The sequence below is a fragment of the Chryseobacterium pennae genome (assembly GCF_003385515.1).
Taxonomy (GTDB): domain Bacteria; phylum Bacteroidota; class Bacteroidia; order Flavobacteriales; family Weeksellaceae; genus Chryseobacterium; species Chryseobacterium pennae.
The window spans coordinates 73,413-86,312 of the sequence record NZ_QNVT01000016.1 but is presented as its reverse complement, the minus strand read 5'-3'; the positions used below and the strand labels follow the sequence as shown (position 1 = coordinate 86,312).

17 protein-coding genes are annotated in these 12,900 nt (G+C 35.0%); 14 read left to right on the top strand and 3 right to left on the bottom strand.

What is annotated here, in order from left to right; all coding sequences use genetic code 11:
• Window positions 1–158 precede the first annotated feature (158 nt).
• Window positions 159–2,012 carry an endonuclease gene (locus DRF65_RS16510; RefSeq protein WP_115971866.1) on the top strand — a complete coding sequence of 618 codons (1,854 nt, stop codon included), beginning with the start codon at window positions 159–161 and terminating at the stop codon, window positions 2,010–2,012.
• A 341-nt stretch (window positions 2,013–2,353) separates the two neighbouring features.
• On the opposite strand, the gene DRF65_RS29275 is transcribed toward DRF65_RS16510, so the two are convergent.
• The gene (locus tag DRF65_RS29275; protein ID WP_394337820.1) at window positions 2,354–2,467 is read right to left on the bottom strand and encodes a plasmid mobilization protein; all 114 of its coding nucleotides are present in this window, start codon (window positions 2,465–2,467) and stop codon (window positions 2,354–2,356) included.
• Between the two features lie 286 nt (window positions 2,468–2,753).
• Between DRF65_RS29275 and DRF65_RS16505 the strand changes: the two genes are divergently transcribed.
• The 4 genes from DRF65_RS16505 (at window position 2,754) to DRF65_RS16490 (ending at window position 4,557) form a co-directional block, all read left to right on the top strand.
• Window positions 2,754–3,017, top strand: coding sequence for a helix-turn-helix domain-containing protein (locus DRF65_RS16505; RefSeq protein WP_115971865.1), 264 nt, complete (start codon window positions 2,754–2,756; stop codon window positions 3,015–3,017).
• 16 nt (window positions 3,018–3,033) lie between these two features.
• Complete coding sequence (locus DRF65_RS16500) at window positions 3,034–3,579, top strand: hypothetical protein (protein ID WP_115971864.1); 546 nt, start codon at window positions 3,034–3,036, stop codon at window positions 3,577–3,579.
• Between the two features lie 3 nt (window positions 3,580–3,582).
• Window positions 3,583–3,834, top strand: coding sequence for a DUF3853 family protein (locus DRF65_RS16495; RefSeq protein WP_115971863.1), 252 nt, complete (start codon window positions 3,583–3,585; stop codon window positions 3,832–3,834).
• Between the two features lie 78 nt (window positions 3,835–3,912).
• On the top strand, window positions 3,913–4,557 hold the full coding sequence (locus DRF65_RS16490) for a hypothetical protein (protein ID WP_228438754.1): 645 nt from the start codon (window positions 3,913–3,915) through the stop codon (window positions 4,555–4,557).
• A gap of 92 nt (window positions 4,558–4,649) precedes the next feature.
• Here the strand turns inward: DRF65_RS16490 and DRF65_RS16485 are convergent, their stop codons facing one another.
• A complete protein-coding gene (locus DRF65_RS16485) occupies window positions 4,650–6,305 on the bottom strand; it encodes an NUMOD4 domain-containing protein (RefSeq protein ID WP_115971861.1) in 1,656 nt (551 codons plus the stop codon).
• A 645-nt stretch (window positions 6,306–6,950) separates the two neighbouring features.
• On the opposite strand from DRF65_RS16485, the gene DRF65_RS16480 reads away from it, so the two are divergent.
• The 9 genes from DRF65_RS16480 to DRF65_RS16440 all read left to right on the top strand — a co-directional run bounded on the left by DRF65_RS16480 (window position 6,951) and on the right by DRF65_RS16440 (window position 12,029).
• Window positions 6,951–7,349: a single-stranded DNA-binding protein gene (locus tag DRF65_RS16480; protein WP_115971860.1), complete on the top strand. Its 399-nt coding sequence runs from the start codon at window positions 6,951–6,953 to the stop codon at window positions 7,347–7,349.
• A 32-nt stretch (window positions 7,350–7,381) separates the two neighbouring features.
• A complete protein-coding gene (locus DRF65_RS16475) occupies window positions 7,382–7,591 on the top strand; it encodes a hypothetical protein (RefSeq protein WP_115971859.1) in 210 nt (69 codons plus the stop codon).
• A gap of 2 nt (window positions 7,592–7,593) precedes the next feature.
• Window positions 7,594–7,800, top strand: coding sequence for a DNA-binding protein (locus DRF65_RS16470; RefSeq protein ID WP_115971858.1), 207 nt, complete (start codon window positions 7,594–7,596; stop codon window positions 7,798–7,800).
• 16 nt (window positions 7,801–7,816) lie between these two features.
• Window positions 7,817–8,275 carry a hypothetical protein gene (locus DRF65_RS16465; protein ID WP_115971898.1) on the top strand — a complete coding sequence of 153 codons (459 nt, stop codon included), beginning with the start codon at window positions 7,817–7,819 and terminating at the stop codon, window positions 8,273–8,275.
• 6 nt (window positions 8,276–8,281) lie between these two features.
• The gene (locus tag DRF65_RS16460) at window positions 8,282–8,836 is read left to right on the top strand and encodes a PRTRC system protein E (RefSeq protein ID WP_115971857.1); all 555 of its coding nucleotides are present in this window, start codon (window positions 8,282–8,284) and stop codon (window positions 8,834–8,836) included.
• A 199-nt stretch (window positions 8,837–9,035) separates the two neighbouring features.
• On the top strand, window positions 9,036–9,254 hold the full coding sequence (locus tag DRF65_RS16455; protein ID WP_115971856.1) for a PRTRC system protein C: 219 nt from the start codon (window positions 9,036–9,038) through the stop codon (window positions 9,252–9,254).
• Window positions 9,255–9,329: 75 nt separating this feature from the next.
• The gene (locus tag DRF65_RS16450; protein WP_115971855.1) at window positions 9,330–10,499 is read left to right on the top strand and encodes a hypothetical protein; all 1,170 of its coding nucleotides are present in this window, start codon (window positions 9,330–9,332) and stop codon (window positions 10,497–10,499) included.
• A 10-nt stretch (window positions 10,500–10,509) separates the two neighbouring features.
• Window positions 10,510–11,226: a PRTRC system protein B gene (locus DRF65_RS16445; RefSeq protein ID WP_115971854.1), complete on the top strand. Its 717-nt coding sequence runs from the start codon at window positions 10,510–10,512 to the stop codon at window positions 11,224–11,226.
• Window positions 11,223–12,029: a PRTRC system ThiF family protein gene (locus DRF65_RS16440; RefSeq protein ID WP_115971853.1), complete on the top strand. Its 807-nt coding sequence runs from the start codon at window positions 11,223–11,225 to the stop codon at window positions 12,027–12,029. The genes DRF65_RS16445 and DRF65_RS16440 overlap by 4 nt, the downstream gene beginning before the upstream one ends.
• 187 nt (window positions 12,030–12,216) lie before the next feature.
• On the opposite strand, the gene DRF65_RS16435 is transcribed toward DRF65_RS16440, so the two are convergent.
• Complete coding sequence (locus tag DRF65_RS16435; RefSeq protein WP_115971852.1) at window positions 12,217–12,690, bottom strand: PH domain-containing protein; 474 nt, start codon at window positions 12,688–12,690, stop codon at window positions 12,217–12,219.
• Window positions 12,691–12,900 lie beyond the last annotated feature (210 nt).

The following is a 12,900-nucleotide window of genomic DNA, read 5'->3' as shown; positions in this document are numbered from 1 at the left end:
AATAATACCTGTTCAGAATACGTGTTCATAAACGTGTAAAAATTGAAGAGAAAGGTAGTGTTGATAGGTTTTTATCCTTATTGAGCTGGATTTAATTGACATACATTAATCCCCAACTCAATTCTAAAATATATTATCTTTGACGAAAATTCACACATATGATAAAAAAACTATTATTTGCGTTCTTATGCTTTTCCTGCATAGAAGCTTTTGCACAGATTCCTCTTGGATATTATGACGGAACGGCAGGATTAACAGGATACCCATTAAAAACAAAACTGAGCCAGATTATTACCGGAGGTCATCTCGACAAGGGATATAACCAACTGTGGACAGCATACGGGACCACAGACAGGGATGATACTTATGAAAATGATAATACGATCCTGGATTTTTATTCTGAAAACCCTAGTGGAACAGATCCTTATACATTTCAATACAGTACAAGTCAATGCGGTTCCGGAGGTTTTCAGGTAGAAGGGGATTGTTATAACAGAGAACATTTACTGCCTCAAAGTTTTTTCTATTCCGCGAGTCCGATGAAAAATGATATTCATTTCATTGTACCGACAGACGGGTGGGTAAACACCATGCATTCTGATCTACCCTATGGTGAAGTTTTTGATCCTTTAAAAATTTCATTAAATGGATCAAAAAGAGGGGATAATACATTTCCGGGTTATTCAGATAAAGTATTTGAGCCGTTAGATGAATTTAAAGGAGATATTGCGAGAATGCTGTTATACTTTGTAACAAGATATGAAAACCAGCTGCCGGGTTTCAATTCTACCTCAGGAAGCCCGTTAGACGGTTCAACGGACAGAGGATTCAAAGAATGGTATCTTAATATGCTTTTATATTGGAATAGCAAGGACCCGGTTTCCCAGAGAGAAATTAATAGGAATAATGCATCATATACCTACCAGGGAAACAGAAACCCTTTTATAGATCATCCCGAATTCATTAATCAAATCTGGACCTCTACTCTTACTATAGACACAGTAGCACCAACTCAGGTTATTAATATCCATACGACAAATATAGCAACCCATTCGGCAAATATTGAATGGACGGCTTCAACCGATAATGTGGGAGTTGTGGGCTATACAGTTTATCTCAATGGAGTAAAACATGGAGTAACAACTCTTAACAATTACTATTTTGCGGGATTAACCCCGAATACTACCTATAATGTAAAAATAATAGCTGAAGATGCCTTCAGAAACAAATCTCTAGAATCCGGTGTATTCACTTTCACAACATTTGACGTTACCCCGGGAAATCCGAATGTACTGCACTTCTCGGAATATGTTGAAGGTTCGAGTTTCAATAAAGCTCTTGAAATTGCCAATACTACAGGAACAAGCGTTAATCTGGTCGACTATACCTTAAAATTGCAGACAAACGGAGCCGGAGCCTGGACTACGGGGCTGCCTTTATCGGGTATACTGAATAATAATTCGGTATATGTAATTGTAAACAGTAACATTGCAGCGCCTTGTACTCCAACCAGCACTAATTTATCCACAACTTCATCAGTGTTGAACTTTAATGGTAATGATCCTATAGGCTTATTTAAAGGTTCTGAACTCGTAGATATTATTGGTGTTTTTAATAACAGTGCTAACTTCGCTTTAGACAAAACGTTAAGAAGAAATACAACGATAGGAAATATTAATTATGTTAGCAGTGAATGGGATGTAATTACCAAAGATGACTGTAGTAATTTAGGAATTATCAATCCAATGCCAACTCTGATGGCTAGTGTTTCGGATCTTCCTAAAAAAGAAATTAGACTAGTTGAAAATCCGATCAATAATAATGAAATTAAGTTTATTGGAAATCAGTTATCCAATACTAATAATGCTGTTGTCTATGATAATATGGGACGTATCGTTAAAAAAATTGTAGATCCTTTTAAATATACCAATGTAATAGTATTGGAAAATACTTATAAAGGAGTTTATTTTGTACTGCTCGACGGAGTTACCTATAAAGTGATTGTTAAATAGACATTTTTATAATATATTTTTTGAAACCATCTCATTTTGAGGTGGTTTCTTTCTTTAAATCCTGCTAATATGATTAATGAAGAGTGTGCGTAAGCTGTAGGTTTTTTTTAATAGAATAGTAATAATTAATGTCTAGTAGAGAAGCAATCCGTATTTAATGGCAAAGATTCTCTTAATTGAACTACAGAATAATTGCTGTCAATAGTCTCTATTATCTTATTTTAAACAATATTTTTCTGTTTTCTCTGCCAATTTTCACAATTATTTTAATGTTATTTTTTTATACTTTCTTCAAATTCCAGAGTCAAAAAAAATATTTCACGAAATAATCTTACCATTTTCTACGGTTTCTTTTCTAGTTTAAAGAGGAAGGCAAGTAGCCTTTTCTCTGAGAAACTATGGTATAATATCTTTACGATCTGATTATATTGATTCCAATAGAATTGAAAAGCTATTTGAATTTAACTTAAGTAATTTTTACGAAATTATTAAAAAGTCAGATATTAAAAATCAAATTTCTACAATTATTGACAATACTCTCAATAAACTATCTCTTGACAATGGTGAATAGAAGTTATTTTCCATATTTCTACAAAACTGTACATAACAACAGGAATCCATTAATTTGAGAATTCTTTATTCATAGGCTTTTTAGAAGAATCGTTCGGTAGTACCGAAAAGCTACCGAAAAATATTGTGTGTGATGAACAAAATTTGCCAAATAAAACAAAATATAAAATTATGGCAATATCCATTATCACCAAAGAAGACCTTCAGCAGTTCAAAATCGAGCTGCTGGAAGGCATTAAAGACCTGCTTCAGGCAAGAACGACAGAACAGAAACTATGGCTTCGCACCTCTGAGGTCAGAAAGCTGCTTAATATCTCTTCAGGAACCCTGCAGAATCTGAGAATTAACGGAACCCTGTCTTGCAGGAAAATAGGAGGGATGCTGTATTACAATTACAAAGACATCGAGAAACTACTGACAGATATTAAAAAGTAACGGTAAATCTGCAATCATGAAAAAGACTAAAGATATCATCAATTTTTTTGAGCATGTCATTGGAGACAGTAGGTTACATCCCTCTCATATCAGTATGTATGTTGCCCTTTTCCAGCTTTGGGGCAGAAGTGGGTTTAAGAACCCTTTTCGTATTTACCGGGAGGAAGTCATGAAGCTAAGTATGATCAAATCGACGGGAACTTATCATAAATGTATAAGAAAACTCAATACTGTAGGATTTATTAATTATTTGCCCAGCTATAATCCATATATAGGAAGCCTAATCGAAATGATTGATCTTGAAAATCATAAGATAACTAAAAACAGATCAGCTCAAAAACAGAAATCATTGCCGGAGGAACATGATTGTTTTTCTCCACCTATGTATTATGAAATTGAATTATACTTTAGGGAGCGTGATATCTCTGATATGGAAGCAGCTCAGTTTTATTCTTTCTATCACTGTAAGAATTGGAAATTATCTGGCAATAAACCGATGAAATGCTGGCAGGCTGCTGCCAGAAATTGGATTTCTAAAGCAAATAAAACTCAATCAAGATAACCCATGAAAAAAATAGATCCCCAAACCCCGATCTGGCAGCTCACTATTGAAGAATTTCTGGAAATTTCAAGAGGCTTGAATGCTGAAAAAAGATATGAATACGGACTCAAAGGTCTTGCAAAGATACTTGGATGTTCAGTTTCAAAAGCTTCAGAGGTAAAATCTTCGGGAATACTAAATGAAGCTATCATTCAGAACGGTAACATTATCATTATTGATAAGGAAAAAGCATTAGCACTTTTCGGAAAAAAATAAGCGATGTATTATCTGGAACTCATACAACGATTTTGGGAATTTAACCAAGGAAAGTCTATTGGCTCAACAGCAATTTCAATGTATTTATATTTGCTGAAAACAGGGTATGAAAAAGATCGTTATGATTTCAGGATTTCGGACATTATTATTGGTAAAAACCTGCGGTTAACACGGAAAACGGTAAAATCTACAAAAGAAAAACTCCGAAGCTTTGGTTTGATTCAATACAAAACTAAAAGTAAATCTCCGTGTCATTACAGGCTGATATTAAATTACCCTTTGGTAATAACTCATGGTGAAAATTTTCATGAAAAAAAAGCGGAAATGAAATCCATCGTTGTAAAGCCGGAAGGTTTGGAAATTCAGCCGGAGTCTATTTTATCGATTCAGGATACTGGTGAAAGCCTAACAAATAATCAGCTTCCACAAGTATTACCTATCATTGTTGACAATAGAAACATTCCTAGCGTAGAAGAATTTTTAGAGTATGCCCGGACATTAGAAACTTATACCTCCCAATTAGACTTTAATATAAAGGAAAAATATGAAACCTGGGTAAATAATGGTTGGAAAAATAATTCAGACCGACCTATTACCAATTGGAAATCTTCATTAAAAAGTGCATTACCTTTTATGAAAGACATAGGGAATGGTAATCAGCTTTCATTACAGCTTCCTCCAAATATAAAGCATCCCCAATTATTAAACAAAAAAGAACAATAGAATTGCCGTATAAAAATCTGCAATTATAGCTTAAGTAAACTGCCTTAAAAATAGTGCAACAAAATGGGTAAGCAACATAAGATCTAAAATATTTAGTTTCTAATGGGCTTAAATACCGAATTTAGGGAAACTAATTTTAGTTTAGAAGTATTAATATCCCATAATGGTTCATTTTGATTGATAACAATCAGTTTTTTGTCATTCAAATCAAATTCTTCTACGAAACAATAATAAAGAATGCGGGTAAGCTGCAGTGAGCTTCTTCGAACCTGCTCATGTAACCGAAAACAAAGATATCGGGTATCTTTAACCTTCGTTATATTAATATTCAGGATCTGTTCTTCTGCAAAAAAATGAATTCCAAATTTCCAGCCGCTTAATCTTTTTACTCTTCCTTTACTGGAAACAGTATATTTTCCTTCATAACCAGGGAGTGGTTCCCAGCGTTCATTCGGAAGGTCTTTTAGAGATAAGTTCATAATCGCTGGTGGAATCTTTTTATCAATTTTAGGTTTATCCAGTTTTTTCCAAAGGTTATTATTAAATATTTTTTTTGTATTTAGTACTATTCGTACTGATTTTATTTTATTTTCTTCTGGAACTTCTTTATTAGAGTGCAATATTAGCTTTGAAAGATCTATTTTCCACTGTGGCTTATTGTTATTGATTACAACAGATTTTTTGTCATTCAGATCAAATTTTTTGATGAAACAATAATAAAGCAGCCTTGCAATTTCCATATGCGTTTTCTTCTTACTGTCATGTAGATCATCTAATACAACATTCATTGAATATATTGTATCCGTTTTAAATTCTACAATCTGGGGGAGAATCCGCTCTTTTTGAAAAATTTTTTTCCCAAAAGTATTCCAGCTGCCCCATCTTTTTATTCTTCCTTTATCAGAAATGCTAAATCGTCCTTCAAAACCCGGTACCGGTATCCATTGTTCGTCTGGAATATCATCGGTCGAAAGATTCAGGCAGGCAGGTGGATTCCTTTTATTAATGGAAGGTTTGCCCAGCCTTTCCCACAGCTTTTCATTAAACCATTTCCCTGAAGTATCTGTCATGATGAAGTCTTGTTTTTGGGGTGGTTCGCTTTGCAAAAACCATCGGTATGCCCCGGCAATTAAAGTCTGCTGAATAATTGCATGATAAATGGCTTCAACGTCAATTCCAAAGGCTTTTTCTGCGGCATAGAAACTTTCAAAATCAGCTACATGATCTCCTTCGGTCGTATATTGACTGACAGGCTGAAGATAGAGAATATGCCTGTTTTTAGCCCTATCCATACGGAAGGTTTTCAAACTTCTTTCACTGGCTGAAACTTTCTTTAAATTACTGCTGTGTATATGAAGCCTGTTATGATCTTTAGTCTCAATGTAAATATGTTGGTCATGCATATCAAATTTTTCAATAAAATGATAATATACTAAACGGGTTAAGGGCTTACTGGTTTTCTTGCCGCCCTTTGATATGCTGCAATGAATATTATAAAAATATTGACCAAGGTATTTATTAAAGTGTTTTGTTACCCCTGGCTTCATTACCATCTCCGGAAGCAGACGTTCTCTTCCGAACATTGACACGGACCACCGTTCGAGGCTTTTCACTCGTCCATAATTAGAAATCATATAATCTTCAAAATCTTCAATCAATTTCCATTCTTCACCCGGAAGATCTTCTAAAGATCTATTGTAAAGAACTTCTTTTACATAATGGTCTTCTATTTCAGGAGGTAATTTCATGAGTTGAAAAAAATTTTAGATTAATATACTTAACTTTTTCAGGTTCTTCAACTAACAAAAATATAAAACCTTTAATAAAGCCTGTTAATTTTTAGAATTTCGGTTCTGGATGTTGATGACTGCCTTAAGAAAATAGATTTCAAAATCACATCAGCACAAGGAAAAATCCAATTATTCATTATTGGTTTAGATCACTCTATGGTTAAATATCACCTATTCAATTCCTATATATAACTGTGGTTTTTCACTTTTTACTGTAGCAAATGTAGTACGGATCATTCACTTAAAAAAATCTTTTTGGGTTTCTACAAAAATTCTTTCCGCTTCGCTCCGACAATTTTTCCAGACACTCCTGAATCCTTCGGACAAAAAGATTTCGGAGCCTCTATTTCAATGCTTTCCATTTCGGTTTTAAGTGCCTGAACCTGTACTATGGTCATTTAGCAAAGAAAAAGTCGGAACCTCAGTTATACGAATCAAACAGTCGCTCTTTAACATTAAGAATAATCAAACAAAAAAATAAATACTGTTTTTCCCATTGGAAAAGGTAAAAAGAAATAAGCCGAGTGTCCTCGATACCGAATCAAATCACTCGAAATTTTACAGCTGGAAAAAAGTAATCATTAACAATTAAAACAAAATATTATGAACACAATTATCGGTAGAATTACCAAAAATGCAGAAATCAACACATTGAAAAACGACAGACAGGTCGTGAACTTTTCAGTAGCGATCAATGACAGCTACAAGACCAAGCAGGGAGAACGCAGAGAGCTGACCACCTATTGTAACTGTTCGTACTGGATAAGCCCGAATGTTGCCAAAATCCTTACCAAAGGTTCTCTGGTAGAATTATCGGGAAGAATAAGCTCAAGTGCATGGATAGGAAAGGATGGGGAAATCCGTTCAGGGCTGAACTTCCATACTTCAGATATTAAGCTTCATGATGGCGGAAAAAACTCTGAAAGCGAACCGAAACAAAATGTAAAGGAGAAAATAAATAACCCTTTTGCAGGGGATGCGGATGATGATTTGCCATTTTAATAATTAACCCAAGATTATCTTAAAAAAAACTTATGGAATCACAATATAATTTTCAAATGAAATCCCGAAGCGACAAAACAGAATGGGAGCAGGTTGCAATATACCTCAAAATCCATTGTGACAGGACAACAGCGATACACTATGCAAGAAGCTTGTCACTGAAATTTAACAAGGAAATCCGGTTGACTGAGGGTGCAGACCCTTTCAAAACAAGTGGTACATACATCTATGAAAATCCCTGACTATGAAAACAAAATCAAAAACCGAAGCCAAGAAACTGGCAAAAGCCTACAGCCATAATAAAGAGTACGCAGATGTACCTATATACATAATTTACTGTAACCGATCGGAAAAGTATTATATAGATACCAACAGCCTCATACGTCTTTGGGAAAGACTTATCGGCTACTATATCAATGGAGTCTTTATCTCCGAAAAGAATAATTCATAACATAAAAATCAAAAAAATGAAACGATCTGATATACCAACACCTTATTTAATGATAAAAGCCATTACCAATAGTGAATGGGATTGTTGTGACTTTGCTATCATTTTTATTTCGGAGGACTGGAAAAAGGAACAACAAAAAAGGTTGGAGAACATCAAACCCTTTTCGGATGATTATATGCTTATTTCAATGATGTACTGTGACCAATCTATTACTTTTTTCAAAGATGATAATGAGATATGCCCCGATTCCACAGATTTATTAGAGGATAGGATATGGTCTTTTGTGGAACTGAACGAAGAAACACGGGGAAAACTATCCGTACCTGAAAACAGGATTACTTATCAGGTATTTCACGTTTTAACAAACGGTTTCGGCTATTATCAGGCGGTAGGAAAACATACAAGTGAAGAGTTTTGGACGGCAAAATTTCCCTTAGAAAAACTTATAAAAAACAACACCAACCTTACAAATTAACAAATTATGCAAACCAATTTTTTCAGACAACTCACAAAATTAAACCTTGTCGGAGACTTACAATTAATACTCCGACAGGCAGATGAAAATAGCTTAGTCCTTTCCGTACTGCTTAATAACGAACAGTGTGGGGATAAAGCGAAAAACCTAATTCTGCCGTTAAATCTAAGCGGAACAGCAGAAGAATTAGACAACGGATTTTTTGAGAATGTTTCAGTGCCATTGCAGAAAGCTTCGGGATTAATGGTCAATATGGAAAGCTTTATGAAGCAGTTGGAAGCAGCTCAAAAGCAGTCTGCGATGGAAAAAGAAAAATCTGATAAGGAGAAAAAAGAAAAGGAAGCCAAAGAGAAAAAGTACAAAGATGCTTTTCAAAAAGCCGAAGAGCTTGAAAAAGAAGGAAATTACAAAGGTGCATGGTCAGCACTTCCAAAGGCTTCGAAATATCCTGATTATGCTGAAACTATCCGCAAAAAACAGGACGAATATGAAAAGCACTTCGCGCATAATCTTTTCAGCCAGGAAGAAACGCCCGCTACAACCATCAATCAACAGCCATGATGATTATAGAAACCTATAGCAACCTTACAGCACGATAAAGGTAGAATAAGACTTCAGGTAATTTCTATGAGAGGAAAACAGAGAGTTATACAACAGATAATGGCAATGGAAAATTGCCCAACGAGAGCCATTATCAGACTAAAGATGAAGGGCAGAAAAATAGTAAAATAAAATACGTCAAATCAGAAAATCAACAATTATGTTACTTGCAACCCAATTAGAAAGAGTTTTTATCCTGAAAGATAGCGGACAGGAAATAAAATTAACAGATCCCCAACCTAAATGGAGCATTGAAGCGGTCATGAATTTTTATGCCAATACATATCCGATTTTAACCACTGCAAAAGTATCTGCACCACAAATCAGGAATGATACGGTAGAATACCGTTTTGAAAGTGTAATGGGAACGAAAGGCTGATACACTATTGTGGTTGGGTTTTCAGAGATCAGCTTTAAATCCAACCACTATTTACCCAATATAAATCACTAAATTATGATGTATGCAACGAAACATTATATCGGGGAAAATACAGCTTCCCGAACAGCAAAGACAAAAGCAACTGCACAAACAGTTGGGAGAGTTCGCCCACTGGTTACAAAGACCAAAGGATGCAGGCGAAATACAGAAAGACAAAATGAAAGCAGTACCGATAGCCATGCTGCCCATGCTTTTCTAAAATGTTCGTTTCTGCCTAAGCTGAAAGACACACTATCCCTACAGGATGGGACGAAAGCAGGCAAAATGGAAAGGGACTTTTACCAAGCTCTTTCCGAATTGGCTGAACATTACGGAATCACACCTGCACCGTCAAAACATTTAGGTTTTCCTTACAATATTGCTTTTGGCTTAGAAGATCTTAAAAAGCAGTTAAAAATTAAGGTAAAGAGTTGGGAGAAAATTCGCTTGGTACAGGATAAAAAGAAAACGTATTTGTTGAGTGAAGAAAGATATAATACAGGGGCTATTTTATATTATATTCCAATAATTCCACTGTACCGATTATCTAAAAATCCTAATTATAAACGGGCTACACAGCTTTTGCAATCCGTCTGCTCATATTTGTATCACATTGCAGATGTTCCCTATTACAGACAACAGGAAAGCTACCTGTGTTGGATGTATGAAATGATCTCGGAGTGGCTCATTGATGATGAAACTGAAGATACCCCTGAATATTTACGTGAAATAAAACAAAGTGAATGGATTGGTGACTTTATGGAGCAAAAAATATACAACCCGAATAATTTAGCCCGATTTAAAGAACGAATCAATCGTTTTGGAAATAGAGATTCATTTGAAACCGATTGTCTTTTATTAGCCTGTAATGCCCTTACCCTCTATGAAATGTTTCCTGATGCTACTATTTACAGAAATATTCAACGAAGCGAAACAAATACAACTCATGACGATTATGATGAGGACTATCATGAAAGAACCATAACAATGGATAAATATGTTTCATTCTGTGCAGAGGATAAAGGAATGTTATTTCAGACTTTATTTGATTCTGTTAATGCAGAATTTCAGGAAAGTATAGAAGTGGAAGAACCATCCATCGAAAAAAGATTTGACGGAGTAAGTATCAGCAATGATAACCTTGATTTTGAAAATTGCATTTTTCCCCTGATTGAAAGATTAATTGACATTTTAAACAGCATTTAAATATAACATCATGAAAGAAATAACCCATCATTTCGGAACACTCTATCATCCCATTTCAGCACTGGTCATTTATCAGTCTAATGCTGATGATAATAGGGAGACTTATGTGGAGCATTTTGATATGGATAAAAACGGAAATCCCATTAATGCCCATCCTTTGAGCGAAAGAGAAGCCAAAATATTGGCAAAGTCCCTTAATACGCACAAAGAAAAAAGCAAAGCATTTCTGAAACCTGAAAGTATTCTGCCCACCAATGTTTTATACATCAATCCGACCGAAAAGGGTTCAGTGATATGGTTTACCAAAGCCAAGAAAACACAACTTTTCTTTACGGAATCCCTAGAAATTCCTAATGGTGTAACGTATGTTTCCGCTATGCTGTGGATAGCTACCAAGCAAAACCTTACCGTATTTGCCCTCACTTCCGACAAAAGACCCACGGAAAAAACAATTTTGTACCATGCTCCCTTTTTTAATGTTTATGAAAACGGAAGTGTCTGCATGGGAACAGTTAATGTTGATATTAAAAACTCGACTTCGGTTGAAGAATTTATTCGCGCTTGGGAACACTATTTTTTTAACAGTAAGTTCAGCCATTTAAACAATCACAATCCTACCAATGGCAACTGTGTAAACATATGGAAAGAACTGATTGATACAGATAAACCTTTTCCAAAAGAAATGTTGAAAAATACCGATAAAATCCTTAAAAATATACTGCCATGACAAGCGAAAAAACGAAAGTTCATTTTACGGACAATTACCTGATTCATCCTACCAATCCTGTAACCATCAACCTGATCGGTGCAGGGGGAACAGGCTCAAAAGTATTGACAGCATTAATGGAAATGAATCACAGCCTGATTCAATTGGGACATGCAGGGTTACAAGTGCGGTTGTGGGATGATGATCTCATTACCGATGCTAATTTAGGGAGACAGCGTTTTGCAGAATCGGAAATAGGATTATACAAGTCTGTTGGCTTAATCAATCGAGCTAACCGTTGGATGGGAACAAACTGGAAAGCAGAAACACAAAAATTTAAGAAAAATGAATCTGAAAAATTTCCACAAAATATTCTTGCAAATATTTACATCTCATGTGTTGACAGTGTGAGTGCAAGATTTGAAATTACTGATATATTAAAAAGCCTGAATAATGGCAGGTATTACGCAGAACGTCCGATATATTCTTTGGATTTTGGGAATAGTCAAAATTCAGGACAGGTAATTTTATCTACCATAGGAACGATCAAACAGCCCAATTCTGAAAAATATAATACGGTGGATCATTTACCTTTTATCACCGATGAGTTCGGAGATTTGCTAAAGCAATCGGAAAAGACTGGTAATACACCAAGCTGTTCATTGGCGGAAGCACTGGAAAAGCAGGACTTGTTTATCAATTCAACATTGGCACAGATGGGAAGCTCATTGTTGTGGAGCTTGTTCCGAAACGGATTAACCGAAAACAGGGGATTTTTTCTTAATCTGAAATGCTTTCATTCCCAACCCATAAAAGTTACATAATTTCTGCTGTCTGAAAAAAAAAACGGGCGGCAAAAATGCATTTCCTCCCTTTGGTCGGAAACGTATTTTTGCGGAAAGCGGAGCAACCCCATTTCTAAAACATTGCCACATTTTAGCAGGGGATGTTTTTGAAAAAAGGTTGCGGAATTGGTTTATAGCAATTAATTTCAAATTAAGAAATTATTTTTTAATCAGACCGTTTTTGAGAATGAAGTAAAACATTCCTTAGTTCCATCGGATTTTCAATGAAATATGAATGAGTCATTCCCCCAGTAGTAACAACTAAGGTTCCAAAATTTAATGTTTTCCCTAAAAAGCTTTGTTGTAAATGCATCCCTTCAAGCTTATTCAATGAAAGATCGGAACGTGTTTTTCCTAATATCCCCGTAGTAAACGAAAGATGACTATCCGTAACGTAGATTTTGGTATTCTTATTCCGGATTACAGCGATGATCCCTTTGATGAAAAGAAAAATAAGAAACAGGGAAATAATGCCCATAAACCCCAACATAAATTTGTATCCGAGCAATAGAAAATAGAGTACTCCCATAGAACCAATTATTGTAAAGAAAACAGGAATAACATAGGAAATCCAATGGACTCTTGCTTCATAATTTACAGATTCGGATGATGTTTTGAAATCAGTAAGTAAATCTTTCATAGTCAAAACTTTTCTTAAATTAATAATGTCCCAATTTAGTGAAAAATAATAAAAACCTAATTAAAGATAACCTGAAATTTAGTTATGGAAAAATCAGGTGGCAAAAATGCACTTCCGCCCTTGGGTCGGAAACGCATTTTTTGTGGAAATCGGAGCAATCCCATTTAAAAACAATTCAAAAGCTGTTGCCTTATGTTTTTAAAAAAGATT